General features: G+C 54.2%; 12 protein-coding genes. 3 read left to right on the top strand and 9 right to left on the bottom strand.

The window, feature by feature from the left end:
- Positions 1–46: 46 nt before the first annotated feature.
- The 3 genes from rluA to polB all read right to left on the bottom strand — a co-directional run bounded on the left by rluA (position 47) and on the right by polB (position 6107).
- Complete coding sequence (rluA, locus tag G8S19_RS18715; RefSeq protein ID WP_003018849.1) at positions 47–706, bottom strand: bifunctional tRNA pseudouridine(32) synthase/23S rRNA pseudouridine(746) synthase RluA; 660 nt, start codon at positions 704–706, stop codon at positions 47–49.
- Positions 707–717: 11 nt separating this feature from the next.
- Positions 718–3624 (bottom strand): RNA polymerase-associated protein RapA, encoded by a 2907-nt coding sequence (gene rapA / locus G8S19_RS18710; RefSeq protein WP_124021836.1) that lies wholly within the window; start codon positions 3622–3624, stop codon positions 718–720.
- Positions 3625–3755: 131 nt separating this feature from the next.
- On the bottom strand, positions 3756–6107 hold the full coding sequence (polB, locus tag G8S19_RS18705; protein WP_253685677.1) for a DNA polymerase II: 2352 nt from the start codon (positions 6105–6107) through the stop codon (positions 3756–3758).
- 592 nt (positions 6108–6699) lie between these two features.
- On the opposite strand from polB, the gene G8S19_RS18700 reads away from it, so the two are divergent.
- A complete protein-coding gene (locus G8S19_RS18700) occupies positions 6700–7083 on the top strand; it encodes a DUF4751 family protein (RefSeq protein WP_101741370.1) in 384 nt (127 codons plus the stop codon).
- Positions 7084–7123: 40 nt separating this feature from the next.
- Here the strand turns inward: G8S19_RS18700 and araD are convergent, their stop codons facing one another.
- From araD to araB, 3 genes are all read right to left on the bottom strand, one after another.
- Positions 7124–7819: an L-ribulose-5-phosphate 4-epimerase gene (araD, locus tag G8S19_RS18695; protein ID WP_124021837.1), complete on the bottom strand. Its 696-nt coding sequence runs from the start codon at positions 7817–7819 to the stop codon at positions 7124–7126.
- 88 nt (positions 7820–7907) lie between these two features.
- Positions 7908–9410, bottom strand: a complete 1503-nt coding sequence (gene araA / locus G8S19_RS18690) for an L-arabinose isomerase (RefSeq protein ID WP_124021838.1) — start codon at positions 9408–9410, stop codon at positions 7908–7910.
- 10 nt (positions 9411–9420) lie between these two features.
- Entirely contained in the window at positions 9421–11130 is a 1710-nt protein-coding gene (araB, locus tag G8S19_RS18685; protein WP_253685675.1) for a ribulokinase, read from the bottom strand.
- 339 nt (positions 11131–11469) lie between these two features.
- Here araB and araC point away from each other — a divergent pair, with 339 nt between their 5' ends.
- Together araC and G8S19_RS18675 are read left to right on the top strand one after the other, a co-directional pair.
- Positions 11470–12315: an arabinose operon transcriptional regulator AraC gene (gene araC / locus G8S19_RS18680; protein WP_005124526.1), complete on the top strand. Its 846-nt coding sequence runs from the start codon at positions 11470–11472 to the stop codon at positions 12313–12315.
- Between the two features lie 119 nt (positions 12316–12434).
- Entirely contained in the window at positions 12435–13202 is a 768-nt protein-coding gene (locus G8S19_RS18675) for a DedA family protein (RefSeq protein WP_048212711.1), read from the top strand.
- A gap of 44 nt (positions 13203–13246) precedes the next feature.
- Here the strand turns inward: G8S19_RS18675 and thiQ are convergent, their stop codons facing one another.
- Genes thiQ through thiB form a run of 3 tightly spaced genes read right to left on the bottom strand, consistent with a single transcriptional unit; the run spans position 13247 to position 16498 of the window.
- A complete protein-coding gene (gene thiQ, locus G8S19_RS18670; protein WP_253685673.1) occupies positions 13247–13945 on the bottom strand; it encodes a thiamine ABC transporter ATP-binding protein ThiQ in 699 nt (232 codons plus the stop codon).
- Positions 13929–15539 carry a thiamine/thiamine pyrophosphate ABC transporter permease ThiP gene (gene thiP / locus G8S19_RS18665; RefSeq protein ID WP_137376082.1) on the bottom strand — a complete coding sequence of 537 codons (1611 nt, stop codon included), beginning with the start codon at positions 15537–15539 and terminating at the stop codon, positions 13929–13931. Before thiP ends, thiQ begins: the two co-directional genes overlap by 17 nt.
- Positions 15515–16498, bottom strand: a complete 984-nt coding sequence (thiB, locus tag G8S19_RS18660) for a thiamine ABC transporter substrate binding subunit (protein ID WP_200044975.1) — start codon at positions 16496–16498, stop codon at positions 15515–15517. Before thiB ends, thiP begins: the two co-directional genes overlap by 25 nt.
- Between the last annotated feature and the right edge of the window lie 18 nt (positions 16499–16516).

Below are 16516 nucleotides of genomic sequence, written 5' to 3'. Positions count from 1 at the left end.
TGCCGGATAAGGCGCTAGCCGCATCCGGCATAAATTGGCTCAGAATTTAAAAATCCGCCGGGACTTTAAACGTCATACTGTTGCCGTATTCGGGATGCGTGATGGTTAACATCTCTGCATGCAGCAACAGGCGCGGTGCTAACGCCAGCGCTTCCGGCGGAGCATAGAAGCGGTCGCCCAGGATTGGATGCCCTAAAGCCAGCATATGTACACGCAACTGGTGGGAGCGTCCGGTAATGGGTTTGAGCACCACCCGGGCGGTGTTATCCGCCGCGAACTCCACTACTTCATACTCTGTCTGCGCCGATTTCCCGGTCTCATAACACACTTTTTGCTTTGGCCTGTTCGGCCAGTCGCAAATCAGCGGCAAATCAACCAGTCCCTCGGCCGGAGCGGGATGCCCCCAGACGCGTGCAACATATTGTTTTTTCGGTTCGCGCTCGCGAAACTGGCGTTTTAGCTCGCGCTCTGCCGCTTTGGTTAGCGCGACTACAATCACGCCGCTGGTTGCCATATCCAGACGATGTACGGATTCAGCCTGCGGATAGTCGCGCTGAATACGCGTCATCACGCTGTCTTTGTGCTCATCCAGACGCCCCGGCACAGACAACAAACCGCTCGGCTTGTTGACCACCATAATGTGCTCATCCTGATACAGGATAACCAGCCAGGGTTCCTGCGGCGGATTGTAGTTTTCCATCCCCATGTATGGCTCCGTTACTGATGCGTCACGACGATCAGGCGCAGGGCATCAAGACGCCATCCCGCCTGATCCAAGCTTTCCATCACCTGCTGGCGGTTGCTTTCAATTGCGCTGAGTTCGTCATCACGGATGTTCGGGTTAACGGCACGTAGCGCTTCCAGACGGGACAGTTCCGCAGTCAGTTTTTCGTCCGCTTCTTTACGCGCCGCGTCGATCAGCGCGCGAGCCGATTTTTCCACCTGCGCTTCACCCAGTTGCAGAATGGCATGAACGTCCTGCTGCACGGCGTTGACCAGTTTACTGCCGGTGTGGCGGTTAACAGCGCTGAGCTGGCGGTTAAAGGTTTCGAATTCAACCTGTGCGGCAAGGTTATTGCCGTTTTTATCCAGCAGCATACGTACCGGCGTTGGCGGCAGGAAGCGGTTCAACTGCAGCTGTTTCGGCGCTTGCGCTTCAACCACATACACCAGCTCAACCAGCAGAGTGCCGACCGGTAATGCTTTGTTTTTCAACAACGAAATGGTGCTGCTACCGGTGTCGCCGGAGAGGATAAGATCCAGACCATTACGGATTAACGGATGCTCCCAGGTAATAAACTGCGCATCTTCACGCGACAAGGCGACATCACGTTCAAACGTAATGGTGCAGCCATCTTCCGGCAGCCCAGGGAAATCAGGCACCAGCATATGATCGGACGGGGTCAGCACGATCAGATTGTCGCCACGGTCATCCTGATTAATACCAACGATATCAAACAGGTTCATGGCGAAGGCGATCAGGCTGGTATCGTCGTCCTGCTCTTCAATGCTCTCAGCCAGTGCCAGCGCTTTTTCACCGCCGTTAGAGTGGATCTCCAGCAGACGATCGCGACCTTGCTCCAGCTGTGCTTTCAGCGCGTCATGCTGTTCGCGGCAGGTTTTGATCAGATCGTCAAAGCCATCGGTATTTTCTGGTTCAGCCAGGTAGCCGATCAGATTGTTATATACCGTGTCATAGATGGTACGGCCGGTTGGGCAGGTGTGTTCGAACGCATCCAGACCTTCGTGGTACCAGCGCACCAGCACGGATTGCGCGGTTTTTTCCAGGTACGGGACATGAATCTGAATATCATGCGCCTGACCAATACGGTCCAGACGACCAATACGCTGTTCCAGCAGGTCCGGGTTGAACGGCAGGTCAAACATCACCAGATTGCTGGCGAACTGGAAGTTGCGCCCTTCGGAGCCGATTTCAGAACATAGCATTACCTGAGCGCCGCTATCTTCTTCGCTAAACCAGGCTGCGGCGCGGTCACGCTCAATGATCGACATCCCTTCATGGAACACGGCAGCGCGGATACCTTCGCGCTCGCGCAGAACCTGCTCCAGTTGAAGCGCGGTGGTGGCTTTTGCACAGATAACCAGTACTTTTTGCGAGCGGTGGCTGGTCAGATAGCCCATCAGCCATTCCACGCGCGGGTCAAAGTTCCACCAGGTACCGGTATCGCCTTCGAATTCCTGATAAATCTGTTCCGGGTAGAGCATGTCGCGCGCCCGGTCTTCCGCACTCTTACGCGCGCCCATAATGCCGGAAACTTTAATCGCCGTCTGGTATTGGGTTGGCAGCGGTAGCTTGATGGTATGCAGTTCGCGTTTCGGGAAGCCTTTCACGCCGTTACGGGTGTTGCGAAACAGCACGCGGCTGGTGCCGTGTCTGTCCATCAGCATTGAAACCAGCTCCTGACGCGCGCTCTGGGCATCTTCGCTGTCGCTGTTTGCCGCCTGCAATAACGGTTCAATGTCCTGTTCGCCAATCATGTCACCTAACATGTTCAGCTCATTGTTGCTCAGTTTGTTGCCAGCCAGCAGCATGGCGACGGCATCGGCGACCGGACGGTAATTTTTCTGTTCTTCAACAAACTGGGCGAAATCGTGGAAGCGGCTGGGGTCCAGCAGGCGCAGGCGCGCAAAGTGGCTTTCCAGACCCAGCTGTTCCGGTGTAGCGGTTAGCAGCAGGATGCCCGGTACGCGTTCTGCCAGTTGTTCAACGGCCATATATTCACGGCTGGGCGCGTCTTCGCTCCACACTAGGTGATGCGCTTCATCGACAATCAGCAGATCCCATTCGGCGTCACACAGATGCTCCAGGCGCTGTTTACTGCGACGGGCAAAGTCCAGCGAACAGATAACCAGTTGTTCGGTTTCAAACGGGTTGTAGGCATCGTGCTGCGCTTCTGCATAACGCTCATCATCAAACAGCGCAAAACGCAGGTTGAAGCGACGCAGCATTTCGACCAGCCACTGGTGCTGTAACGTCTCCGGGACGATGATCAGTACGCGCTCTGCGGCGCCTGACAGCAGCTGTTGATGCAGGATCATCCCGGCTTCAATGGTTTTACCTAAACCCACTTCGTCTGCCAGCAATACGCGAGGGGCATGACGACGGCCGACGTCATGGGCAATGTTGAGCTGGTGGGGGATCAGGCTGGTACGTTGACCACGCAAACCACTCCACGGCATACGGTACTGCTCGCTCTGAAATTTACGTGCGCGATAGCGCAGCGCAAAGCGATCCATACGGTCAATCTGGCCGGCAAACAGGCGATCTTGTGGTTTGCTGAATACCAGCTTGCTGTCGAGCAGCACTTCACGCAGCGTTACACCGGTTTCTTCGGTATCAAGGCGGGTTCCGATATAGGCAAGCAGGCCGTTTTCTTCTTTTACTTCATCGACATGCAGTTGCCAGCCTTCATGGCTCGTTATCGTATCACCAGGATTGAACATCACGCGGGTCACGGGGGAATCACTGCGCGCATACAGACGGCTTTCACCCGTCGAAGAGAAAAGTAAAGTGACGGTTCGCGCATCCATGGCGACAACGGTACCAAGTCCCAATTCGCTTTCTGTATCGCTGATCCAGCGTTGACCAAGTGTAAAAGGCATATATGTTCGGCTCTATATCTTTAGTTGCAGGCAATACTCACCCTCTGCCAGAGTAAAGTGGCAGCAAGTGTATTGGGGTCCAGGAATGGAAAGGGCGCTATGGTACTGGATGGCGACGGTTTCGTCACGCGTCAAAATAACCCCAGTTGCCCTGTGAGTAGTGTAGCAAAGTTATCATCGATAAAGGGAAGTATTCCCTCGGCTACGGGCTGGATCTGCCGGGTCAAATAGTGCTCGTAGTCAAGGGCTGAAAGCTGATAATTCACGGGTTCTGGACCATTTATCGTCCAGACATATTTAATGGTGCCGCGATTCTGATACTGCGGCGGACGTCCCAGCTTTACATTTTGCTCATCGGCGAGGCGCGCGGCGCGCACGTGTGGTGGCACATTGCGCTGGTATTCGCTTAACGGGCGACGCAGGCGTTTGCGATACACCAGTTGATCGTCCAGTTCACCCGCCATCAGACGGTCGATAGTCTCGCGAACAAACTCCTGATAAGGTTCGTTACGAAAAATTCGCAGGTATAGCTCCTGCTGAAACTGTTGGGCCAGTGGCGTCCAGTCGGTTCTTACCGTTTCCAGGCCCTTAAACACCATGCGTTGCTCTGTACCTTCCTGAATCATCCCGGCGTAGCGCTTTTTACTGCCGGTATCTGCACCGCGAATGGTCGGCATCAGAAATCGACAAAAGTGGGTTTCAAATTCCAGCTCCAGCGCGCTGGTCAGGTTTTGTTGCTTCAGGGACTGCGCCCACCAGTCGTTGACATAGCTCACCAGCTCACGGCCAATCCGGGCGGCATCATCTTCTGAGTGCGCCTTTTTCAGCCAGACAAAGGTCGAGTCGGTATCGCCATAGATAACGTCGTAACCCTGAGCTTCAATCAGTGCTTTGGTCTGACGCATGATCGCGTGGCCACGCATGGTGATCGACGAAGCCAGCCTCGGGTCGAAAAAGCGGCAGGCGGTGGTTCCCAGCACGCCGTAAAACGCGTTCATGATGATTTTCAGCGCCTGCGAGAGCGGTTTATTCCCGTGGCGTTTTGCTTCATCGCGCCCGTGCCAGATCCGGGTCACGATTTCCGGTAGGCAGTGCTTTTCACGTGAGAACCAGGCGTCAAGGAACCCTTCGGTACTGTGCTCCTGATCCGGATGCGCCATCCCTTCGATAAGCCCCACCGGATCGATCAAGAAGGTACGAATAATTGACGGGTACAGGCTTTTGTAATCCAACACCAGCACGGAGTCATACAGACCCGGACGTGAGTCCATCACGTAGCCGCCGGGGCTGGCGTGCGCGGGGACTTCACCCAGGTTCGGTGCCACATAACCCGTCCGGTGCATGCGCGGCAGGTAGAGGTGTCCGAAGGCGGCAACTGAACCACCGTGCCGGTCGACCGGCAGACCGTTGACCGTCGATCGTTCCAGCAGAAATGGCATGATCTCGGTTTTATGAAAAATACGCGTGACCAGTTCACAGTCTTTGAGATTGTAGGTAGCGAGCGCGGGCTTATCCTGGGCAAACCGGCGATCGATTTCGTCCATCCTGTCCCAGGGATTATCAATTGACTTCCCTTCGCCCAGTAGCTCCTGCGACACCGTTTCCAGCGAGAACGATGAGAAATTCCAGAATGCGGATTTGAGCGCCTCAATGCCGTCGATAATCAGGCGACCTTTAGCCTGCGCGAAGAACACGCCGTTTTTGAAGCCATGCTCGCGCCACTCCAGCTCGCTATTGTCACGACCAAAACGCAGGGGAATGCGGTAACGTTCGGCGTGCTTTTGCAGGACGCGTAAATCGAATTGCACGACGTTCCAGCCGATTATCACATCAGGATCGTGACGGGCAATCCAGTCGTTGAGTTTTTCCAGCAACAGCGGACGGCTTGCGACGTACTCAAGTTCAAAATCCAGCCGGGAGGCATCCCCGTTTGCCGGGCCGAGCATATAGACAATACGCTGCCCACAGCCCTCAAGACCGATGCAGTAGAGTTCGCCGTGGCGCGTGGTTTCGATATCCAGCGATACCCATTTTAGCGGTGGCCGATAGTCAGGGTTCGGCTTCAGGCGGGCATTAACCAGCATGTCGTCATGTCTGTCGCCTTCGACCCAAACAGGGGAGGTGATAAAGCGCTCCATCAGATACCGCTCCGGCGGCCGTACGTCAGCTTCGTAGACGGTGACTGCGTTTTCGCGCAGCAGTTTTTCCAGCCGCATGAGCTGGCGATGTGAGCGGCAATACAGGCCGGAAACGGGCTGGCGGTGGAAGTCTTGCAACTGAAGCGGCGTCAGGCGATAGCCGTTTTCAGTGCGTAATAATGACGTGACGCGAGGGACCTGACTGGTGGGAATAAACGCGACTGACTCCTGAGGCGCGAGCGTGACCTGCAGCGGGCCATCGTCTGTTGCCAGCCAGAATGAAACCTCTGTCCCCTGCGGGGTATCCCTCCAGTGCCGGGTTAAAATAAATCCTGCCTGCGCCACGCTGCGTATCCATCAAAAAACCAGACATTATTATAGCCTGGTTTACATGATTGTACTGTTATTTTGTACAGGTATGAGGCGTAAGACGCGGTATCCGCTGGAGTAAAAAGCGTCTCTGAGTAAAAAATGTGTTGTGTCAGCCTGGGTTATCTTCGCATTTAATATATGAATGTCGTGCCTAAGACGCGTTGCAGTAAACTATTTTATTTGTGTGGCTGTTGTTTTAAATGGAAACTGTCCATCTGGGTTATTGATTAGTATTATTAAGTCCATTATCGGATGTTTGCTATTTTTCAGATTTGTGCTTATTTATTTTTGCTACATCTTTCTCGGATTCAGGAAAAGTTACTTTTTTCATTTGTGTTTATTAATGGTTGATGTAAAGATTTTATTCGAATCATCCGGATATGAGTTTGAAATATAATATATATTTAATCGTGTTTATTGCCGAATAGAAACGGATTTTCAGTTCGAATTCGTCGGGAGTCTCTCTGTATAATTTGGTTTTTATCTCGGGATATGATTTTATTCTCAGCTTGCTGTTCGGGTGCTTCTTAATACATATCCGGGAAAATGATGAAATGGAGTTTTTATGAATGTCTATACTCAGGCGATTTTGCCTGGATACCAGTATTATCTATTTGTTAACACTCAACTTTCAAACCCATCAATCAAAACTGTGAGCAAATATATTGAGTACAAAACATGGACCGGACAAATTTGGCGGGCTGAAATAATTGAAAGTGGAAACGCTTTTTTTCACTGGCAGGGGCATGACAGAAGAAATGGTCATCGTGATACGGTAATTAATTATTTGTTGCGTGGGCAGAAATGGCAGTCAACGATAACAGATTATATTTTCTTCCATTCTCTGGAAGGAGAGGAAATTCATGGGAATTATGATAATGTGATTGAGTATGTTTGTTCTAATAACTGTGTTTATCAAAGTGCTTTTGCTGAATATATAGCCGAGTAGAAATAAAGCGCGTGACGACTAAAACGCGCTTATATCAAGGTTACTGTCCGTAGTAGGCTTTTGCACCGTGTTTGCGGAGGTAGTGTTTATCTAACAGGGTTTGTTGCATATCCGGCAATTGCGGTGCGAGCTGGCGGCAGAAGATCCCCATATAGGCCACTTCTTCCAGCACGATAGCGTTGTGTACAGCATCTTCGGCATCTTTTCCCCAGGCAAACGGACCGTGAGAGTGCACCAGCACGCCAGGCATCTGTGCGGCGTCAATACCTTGTTTCTCAAAGGTTTCAACGATCACATTGCCGGTTTCCCATTCATATTCGCCGTTGATTTCTTCCTCGGTCATTTTCCGTGTGCAGGGAATCGTGCCGTAGAAATAGTCCGCATGAGTGGTTCCCGTGGCGGGAATAGACTGCCCCGCCTGCGCCCAGATGGTTGCATGACGGGAATGGGTGTGAACAATGCCGCCAATGGTCGGGAATGCCTGATACAGCAGACGGTGCGTTGGGGTATCGGAGGAGGGTTTTTTATTGCCTTCCACCACTTCACCGGTTGCAAGGCTCACCACCACCATATCGTCCGCCGTCATCACCGCGTAATCCACGCCGGAGGGTTTAATCACAAATACGCCTTTGTCGCGATCAACGGCGCTGACGTTCCCCCATGTCAGGGTCACGAGGTTATGTTTCGGCAACGCCAGATTAGCTTCCAGCACCTGACGTTTAAGATCTTCTAACATTATTGTCTCCCTGCCGGATGGCGCTTCGCTTATCCGGCCTACAGGATCGTAGGCCCGGTAAACGCAGTGCCACCGGGCAATCCGTATCTTAGCGTTTAAAACCGTAATACACGTCGTTCCAGCGCAGCGCGTCTTTAAAGGCTGGCAGACGGGTATCGTTGTCGATCACGGCGATCTCGATATCGTGCATTTCAGCGAACTGGCGCATATCGTTCAGATCCAGCGCGTGGCTGAAGACAGTGTGGTGCGCGCCACCGGCCAGGATCCAGGCTTCAGATGCGGTTGGCAGATCCGGCTGGGCTTTCCACAGTGCGTTTGCCACCGGCAGTTTCGGCAGCTCATGTGGGGTTGGTACGGTGTCGATGCAGTTAACCAGCAGACGATAGCGATCGCCGAGATCGATCAGGCTGGCAACCACGGCCGGGCCGGTTTTGGTGTTGAAGATCAGACGGGCGGGATCGTCTTTACCACCAATGCCGAGGTGTTGTACGTCGAGGATCGGTTTCTCTTCCACCGCGATGGACGGGCACACTTCCAGCATGTGCGAACCAAGTACCAGATCGTTGCCTTTCTCGAAGTGGTAGGTGTAATCCTCCATAAATGAGGTGCCGCCCTGCAGACCGGTTGACATCACCTTCATGATGCGAAGCAGAGCGGCGGTTTTCCAGTCGCCTTCGCCAGCAAAGCCATAGCCTTGCTGCATCAGACGCTGTACGGCCAGACCCGGGAGCTGTTTCAGGCCGTGTAAATCTTCAAATGTGGTGGTGAAGGCGTGGAATCCGCCCTGTTCCAGGAAGCGCTTCATCCCCAGTTCAATACGGGCGGCTTCCAGGACGTTCTGACGTTTTTCACCGTGGACTTGCGTTGCCGCCGTCATGGTGTAAGAGCTTTCATACTCATCGATTAGTGCGTTGATTTCGCCGTCGCTAATTGCGTTCACGACCTGCACCAGATCGCCCACGGCCCAGGTGTTTACCGAGAAGCCGAATTTGATCTGCGCGGCAACTTTATCGCCATCGGTGACCGCAACTTCGCGCATGTTGTCGCCAAAACGGCAGACTTTCAGATGGCGAGTGTCCTGTTTGGACACGGCCTGTCGCATCCAGGAGCCGATGCGTTCGTGTGCCTGTTTGTCCTGCCAGTGACCGGTGACCACGGCGTGCTGCTGACGCATACGTGCGCCGATGAAGCCGAACTCACGACCGCCGTGCGCGGTTTGGTTCAGGTTCATAAAGTCCATATCAATGCTGTCCCACGGCAGGGCGGCGTTAAACTGGGTGTGGAACTGCATCAGCGGTTTGTTGAGGATCGCCAGGCCGTTGATCCACATTTTCGCCGGCGAGAAGGTATGCAGCCAGACCACCATCCCTGCGCAGCGATCGTCATAGTTGGCGTCACGACAAATAGCGGTGATTTCGTCAGGCGAGGTACCCAGCGGTTTTAAGACCAGTTTGCAGGGCAGTTTAGCTTCAGTATTCAGTGCGTTAACGACGTGCTCGGCATGTTGGGTTACCTGACGCAGGGTTTCAGGGCCATACAGATGCTGGCTACCAATCACAAACCACACTTCATAGTTATCAAAAATCGTCATTGTCGTGTCCTTAATGTGTCAGGGTTGCCTGGTTTACCGGTGTTTTTTGCGCCGGCATGGCAGTCGGAAGGTATTGTTGTTCAGCGCTTACTGCCCATTGCTGGTAGCGGCGGTAAAGCTGTTCAAAACGTTGAGCCTGGTCTGGGCGAGGTTGCATCGTCTTTTCTACTGCGCTCGCCATTTTTTGTTGGGCGGCGGGAATGTCTGCGTGGACCTTAGCGGCTACGGCAGCGAAGATAGCCGCACCGAGTGCGCAGCACTGGTCGGAAGCAACGATTTGTAGCGGACGGTTCAGCACGTCACAGCAGGTCTGCATGATGACCGGGTTTTTGCGCGCGATACCGCCAAGCGCCATTACGTTGTTAACCGCAATGCCCTGTTCGGTGAAGCATTCCTGAATTGCGCGCGCGCCAAAGGCCGTGGCGGCAATCAGCCCACCGAACAGCGCTGGTGCGTCAGTTGCCAGGTTCAGATCGGTAATTACCCCTTTCAAACGCTGGTTGGCATTGGGCGTACGGCGACCGTTGAACCAGTCGAGCACCACCGGTAGGTGATCCAGCGACGGATTTTTCGCCCAGGCTTCGGTGAGCGCTGGCAACAGTTGTTTTTGGCTGGCTTTAATCTGGGTCTTCAGCTCCGGATGCTGCGCGGCAAGCTGCTCCAGCGGCCAGCTCAGTACGCGGCTAAACCAGGCATAGATATCGCCGAAAGCGGACTGTCCCGCCTCAAGGCCAATAAAATCAGGCACTACGCTGCCATCAACCTGGCCGCATATGCCTTTCACCGCGCGTTCGCCGACGCTGTGTTTGTCGGCAATCAGAATGTCGCAGGTTGAGGTGCCGATGACTTTTACCAGCGTATTGGGCTGTGCGCCCGCGCCGACTGCGCCCATATGGCAGTCAAAAGCGCCGCCTGCAATCACCACGCTTTCCGGTAGCCCCAGACGCTGCGCCCACTCGGCGCACAGGGTGCCAACCGGCAGGTCGGCCGTGACGGTATCGGTAAACATTGGGTATGGCAGATGGCGGTTAAGGATGGGGTCGAGCTCATCAAAGAAACTGGCTGGCGGCAGACCGCCCCAGCTTTCATGCCACAGGGATTTGTGTCCGGCGCTGCAGCGTCCGCGGCGAATATCCTGCGGGCGTACGGTGTTGGAGAGCAGGGCCGGAACCCAATCGCATAGCTCAATCCACGAGACCGCAGCTTCGGCTACCGCATGGTCCTGACGAGTTACATGCAGGATTTTGGCCCAGAACCATTCGCTGGAATAAATGCCGCCGATATAGCGGGAGTAATCGATCTTGCCCGGTGTGTGGCACAGGCGGGTGATTTCTTCGGCTTCTTCTACTGAGGTGTGATCTTTCCACAGGACAAACATGGCATTCGGGTTTTCAGCGAACTCCGGACGCAGTGCCAGTACGTTACCGTCTGCATCGATGGGCGCCGGGGTTGAGCCGGTACTGTCAACGCCGATCCCGACCACTTCCGCACGCTGTTCAGCGCTCAGTTCGGCCAGCACGGTTTTCAGCGCCGCTTCCATCGATTCAATATAGTCGCGCGGATGATGGCGAAACTGGTTGTTCGGGCCATCACAATATTGCCCTTCCTGCCAACGTGGATACCACTCTACGCTGGTGGCGATTTCTTCACCGGTGGCGCATTCCACTGCCAACGCGCGTACTGAATCACTACCAAAATCGAGGCCAATTGCAATCGCCATCGTCTTACTCCATCCAAAAATACGGGTATGGATAAACAGTAGTGACCAGGGATAAAAACCGTCAGGCAGGATTCGCTAATCTTATGGATTAAAATGCTGTGACATCACAAAGTGTGACGCTGTGCAAATAATCAATGTGGACATTTCTGCCGTAGTTATAGACACTTTTGTTAGCCGATTTTGACGTTGGCGTAGTACATGTTTTTTACAAAGAGCTTTTCACAAGCGGGATTGGTGGTCCATTACCGCAAATACAGCGGCCCGCAGGGGCGACAGCGATAATGTCTGGCGTGATATGGACAAATTGTTTCTTGGCAGGACATAGGGAGTATTGAATTTATGGCTGAAACGCAAAACGATCCCCTGTTGCCAGGTTATTCGTTTAACGCGCATTTGGTGGCCGGATTAACCCCCATTGAGGCGAACGGATACCTGGATTTTTTTATCGACAGACCGCTGGGTATGAAGGGTTATATCCTCAATCTCACCATCCGTGGCGAAGGGGTTATCAATAATCAGGGCAAACAGTTTGTCTGCCGGCCTGGCGATATTCTGTTGTTTCCACCCGGAGAAATTCACCACTACGGACGCCACCCTGACGCCAGCGAGTGGTATCACCAGTGGGTTTATTTTCGCCCGCGCGCCTACTGGCAGGAGTGGCTGGCCTGGCCGGCAATCTTTGCCCAGACCGGTTTTTTCCGCCCGGATGAAGCGCACCAGCCGCATTTTAACGAACTGTTTGGACAGATCATTCATGCCGGACAGGGGGAAGGGCGCTATTCCGAACTGTTGGCGATAAACCTGCTGGAGCAATTATTGCTCAGACGTATGGACGCCATTAATGAATCGCTGCACCCACCCATGGACAATCGTGTGCGCGATGCCTGCCAGTACATCAGCGATCATCTGGCGGACAGTAATTTTGATATTGCCAGCGTTGCGCAGCATGTCTGCCTGTCACCGTCCCGGTTGTCGCATCTGTTCCGCCAACAGTTGGGCATCAGCGTATTAAGCTGGCGCGAGGATCAGCGTATCAGCCAGGCCAAGCTATTGCTAAGTACCACCCGTATGCCTATTGCTACGGTGGGTCGCAATGTTGGCTTCGACGACCAGCTCTATTTCTCGCGCGTTTTCAAAAAATGTACCGGTGCCAGTCCGAGCGAGTTTCGCGCCGGATGTGAATAAAAAGTGAATGATGTGTCCTGAAAGTTGTCATAACTCGCAATCTATTCAGACAATTGATGGCTTGACGAAGTTGAGAAGGGTTAGCAGAATCCCTGCTTCGTAAATCTGACGGACACATTATGCAAGCATTGCTGGAACACTTTATTCTCCAGTCCGCCCTGTACTCTCTGATCGCCGTACTTTTGGTGGCCTTTCTGGAGTCGCTGGCGCTGGTTGGCCTGATCCTGCCCGGTACCGTGATGATGGCCGGGCTGGGGGCGCTGATTGGCAGTGGCGAACTGAACTTCTGGCATGCCTGGCTTGCGGGCATCATTGGTTGCTTATTGGGAGACTGGATCTCCTTCTGGCTGGGCTGGCGCTTTAAAAAGCCGCTGCACCGTTGGTCGTTCATGAAAAAGAACAAGGCATTGCTGGATAAAACCGAGCACGCGCTGCATCAGCACAGCATGTTTACTATTCTGGTGGGACGTTTTGTTGGCCCGACGCGACCGCTGGTTCCGATGGTGGCGGGCATGCTGGATCTGCCTGTCGCGAAATTTATTGTGCCCAATATCATCGGCTGCGTGTTGTGGCCGCCGTTCTATTTTCTGCCGGGGATCCTGGCGGGGGCGGCAATCGATATTCCTGCTGATATGCAGAGTGGGGATTTCAAATGGTTGCTGCTGGCCACGGCGCTACTGCTGTGGGTAGGCGGTTGGTTTTGCTGGCGGTTGTGGCGCAGCGGCAAAGCGGCTGTCGATCGCTTAACCGCGTATTTCCCCCGCAGCCGTTTGTTGTATCTGGCGCCGTTGACGCTCGGCATTGGCGTGGTTGCGCTGGTGGTGTTGCTGCGCCATCCGCTGATGCCGGTGTATATCGATATTCTGCGCAAAGTGGTGGGTTACTGACGATTCCTTTGCCGGATGGCGGCTTCGCCTTATCCGGCAACGCATTATGCTTTAATGCCCAATAACGCCGAGGCGCTGGCCTGACCGCTTAATAACGCATCCGTTTTGCCCTGCCAGGCGATGCGTCCGTCGGCGACCACAATCGAACGCGTCGCAATGCGCGCCGCATCTTCTACGCTGTGCGAAACCATCAGCAACGTAAGTTGCTTATCGCGACAGACCTCAGCCACCAGCGTTAACATCTCCTGGCGCAGCGCAGGGTCAAGCGCAGAGAACGGTTCATCAAGTAGCAAAATAGGCTGTTCGCGCACCAGGCAACGCGCCAGCGCCACACGTTGTCGCTGCCCGCCGGAAAGCTCGCCCGGAAGCCTGTCCAGCAGGTTATCAAGACCCATTTGCCGGGCGATATGGAGCATTTTCTCCCGCTGCGATGCGTTCAGCTTCAATCCTGGATTCAGGCCCAGGCCGATATTTTGCTGCACGTTCAGATGACTGAACAGGTTGTTTTCCTGAAACAGCATCGAAACCGGGCGACGAGAGGGCGGTGTGGTGGTGTGATCTTCACCTGCAATCATCATCGTGCCGCTGGCAGGTGTCAGAAAGCCGGCAATCAGATTCAGAAGCGTACTTTTCCCGGCGCCGCTTGGCCCGAGTATCGCTACCTGCTCACCATGCGTGACCGACAGCGTAAAGCGCATGGGCAGATGGTGATAAAGCCATGTGATATCAATCAGTTTTAACATTTCGACCCGGCAATTTCTCAATGACGGTAAACAGCGTAAAGCACAGGATCAGCAGTAATAACGCCGTAACCGCACCATCCTGACTGCGATAAGAGCCAATCTGCTGATATAAATAAAACGGCAGGGTGCGGAAATCCTCATTGCCAAATAACGCCACTACGCCAAAATCGCCAATCGACAGCACACAGGCAAATGCCATCGCCTGTGCCAGCGGGCGCTTCAGGGCGCGCAGTTCAACCACTTTCAGGCGCGACCATCCCTCAATGCCCAACGACTGGCACAACATACTATAGCGCGCAGTGACGTCACGCATTGGGTTTTCCAGCACCTTCAATGCATAAGGGATCGCCATCAGCGCATTGGTAAAAATAACAATGCCGTCGGCAGATTCGGGAAGCCCAATAGTGTTATTGAGCAGCAGAAAGAAGCCGGTTGCCAGCACGATACCCGGCATGGCGAGGATCATCATGCCGCTCAGCTCCAGCATTTGTCCTGCCAGCACCTGCTGTCGGGCACGAAGTTCACGACTGCTCCATAACAGCATCATGGTGAGTATGACGCACAACGCACCTGCCGCCAGCGCAATGCGCAGCGAGGTTCCCAGCGCCTGCCACAGTACGGGTTGTCTAAGAACATCCAGTACATGGCGGTTTAAGCCATCGACAATCACCGCCAGCAACGGCGGAAGCAACAGCAACAGAGCGAGAACAATCAGAATTAAGTCAGCCAGACGGCTGTGCAGACGATCGTCGGGATCCCGCCAGCCCTGAACCAGCGTGGTGCCGGGGGCGATGGCGCGGCTCAAACGTTGGCTGAGCAGCACCAGTGCCAGACAACAAATCATCTGGATCAACGCCAGCATGGCTGCGCGGGCAGGATCGTAATCAAAATTCAGCGCCTGATAGATAGCCAGCTCGATGGTGGTGGCCTGCGGCCCACCGCCCAGCGATAAAACGGTGGCGAAGCTGGCGAAGCACAGCATAAAGATGAGTGCTGCGACGGGCAGGATCTGACGACGCAGCCACGGCCATTCAACAAAACGGAAGAAATGCCAGCCACGCATACCTAACTGAGCGGCTAACTGCCGCTGTTCGCCGGGAATATTCTCCAGCGACTGTAACAGCAGGCGGCTGGCCATCGGCAGATTGAAAAAGACATGCGCCAGCAGAATGCCCTGCAAGCCGTATGGCGAAAACGTCCACTCTAGCCCGAATGTATGCCAGAGCGAGGCCAGCCAACCCTGGCGACCGTAGACGCTAAGAATACCGAATACCGCGACCAGCACCGGCAGGATTAACGTCATTGCGCACAGACGCAGCAGCGCCAGACGTCCTGGAAAACGGCGGCGATAGAGCGCTCTGGCAAGGAAAATCGCCGGGACAACCGATAGCACTGCGGATAAAAAAGCCTGCCAGAAAGAAAAGCGCACCACGTGCCACAGGTAGTCGTCTTGCCACAGTGAGAGCCATTCTCCCTGCGGGGCGTTAAACCACAGCGCCAGAAACGCGGCCAGCGCGACAGCCACCATCAATGTGGCAGCTGAAAGCCCTGGAACCAGCCAGCCGGGGATTAACGGCTGACGGCGCGTTGCCATTCGCTAATCCATGCCTGGCGTTGAGCTGCAACCTGCTGCGGCGTAAATTCCAGCGCGGTGGCTGGCTTAGTCAGTTGCTCGAATCCTGACGGCAGGGCGACCTGCGTCACCGGATACATCCAGTTGCCGGTCGGAATCGCATTCTGGAATGCCGGAGACACCATGAACTTCAGGAATTTCTCGGCCAGTTCCGGCTGCTTGCTGGCCGCGGTACGCGCGGCGACTTCCACCTGCAAATAGTGGCCTTCGCTAAAATTAGCGGCGGCGTAGTTGTCTTTTTTCTCGGCGATGATGTGATAGGCCGGAGAGGTGGTGTAGCTGAGCACCAGATCGCTTTCACCCTTCAGGAACAGGCCGTAGGCTTCACTCCAGCCCTTGGTGACGGTGACGGTTTTGGCTGCCAGTTTCTGCCACGCCTCTGGCGCTTTATCGCCATAGACTTTCTGCATCCATAGCAGCAGACCCAGACCCGGCGTGCTGGTGCGCGGATCCTGATAAATGACGCGCCATTTTTGGTCGCTCTCTACCAGTTCTTTCAGGCTTTTGGGCGGATTCTTCAGCTTGTTCTTATCATAAACGAAGGCGAAATAGCCGTAGTCAAACGGAACGAAGGTATCGTTTTTCCAGCCGCCGGGTACGTTAACGGTGTTGTTGGCTACACCACTTTTGGCAAACAGTTTGGTTTGTGTGGCGGCTTCCAGAAGGTTGTTATCCAGACCGAGTACAACGTCGGCTTTACTGTTTTTTCCTTCCATGCGCAGGCGGTTAAGCAATGAAACACCATCTTCCAGCGCGACCAGTTTTAATTCACAGTTGCAGTCAGCTTCAAAGGCTTTTTTGATTGTTGGGCCCGGGCCCCAGTCAGCTGCGAACGAGTCGTAGGTATAGACGGTCAGTACAGGTTTGGCGAAGACAGGCGCTGCGCACAGCAGTAAAAGCGGAAGACATTTTTTAAACACTTTGCACCTCAAGAGTTG

Source organism: Citrobacter sp. SX206 (assembly GCF_024181025.1).
GTDB classification, from domain to species: domain Bacteria; phylum Pseudomonadota; class Gammaproteobacteria; order Enterobacterales; family Enterobacteriaceae; genus Citrobacter; species Citrobacter youngae.
The sequence above is the reverse complement of the archived record's forward strand: the minus strand, read 5'-3'. Positions and strand labels throughout refer to the sequence as shown.

What these genes read in the sequence shown, in the direction of transcription:
- rluA (WP_003018849.1), bottom strand. Translation starts at nt 706, where the DNA reads ATGGGGATGGAAAACTACAATCCGCCGCAGGAACCCTGGCTGGTTATC.
- rapA (WP_124021836.1), bottom strand. Translation starts at nt 3,624, where the DNA reads ATGCCTTTTACACTTGGTCAACGCTGGATCAGCGATACAGAAAGCGAA.
- G8S19_RS18700 (WP_101741370.1), top strand. Translation starts at nt 6,700, where the DNA reads ATGAATGTCTATACTCAGGCGATTTTGCCTGGATACCAGTATTATCTA.
- araD (WP_124021837.1), bottom strand. Translation starts at nt 7,819, where the DNA reads ATGTTAGAAGATCTTAAACGTCAGGTGCTGGAAGCTAATCTGGCGTTG.
- araA (WP_124021838.1), bottom strand. Translation starts at nt 9,410, where the DNA reads ATGACGATTTTTGATAACTATGAAGTGTGGTTTGTGATTGGTAGCCAG.
- araB (WP_253685675.1), bottom strand. Translation starts at nt 11,130, where the DNA reads ATGGCGATTGCAATTGGCCTCGATTTTGGTAGTGATTCAGTACGCGCG.
- araC (WP_005124526.1), top strand. Translation starts at nt 11,470, where the DNA reads ATGGCTGAAACGCAAAACGATCCCCTGTTGCCAGGTTATTCGTTTAAC.
- G8S19_RS18675 (WP_048212711.1), top strand. Translation starts at nt 12,435, where the DNA reads ATGCAAGCATTGCTGGAACACTTTATTCTCCAGTCCGCCCTGTACTCT.
- thiQ (WP_253685673.1), bottom strand. Translation starts at nt 13,945, where the DNA reads ATGTTAAAACTGATTGATATCACATGGCTTTATCACCATCTGCCCATG.
- thiP (WP_137376082.1), bottom strand. Translation starts at nt 15,539, where the DNA reads ATGGCAACGCGCCGTCAGCCGTTAATCCCCGGCTGGCTGGTTCCAGGG.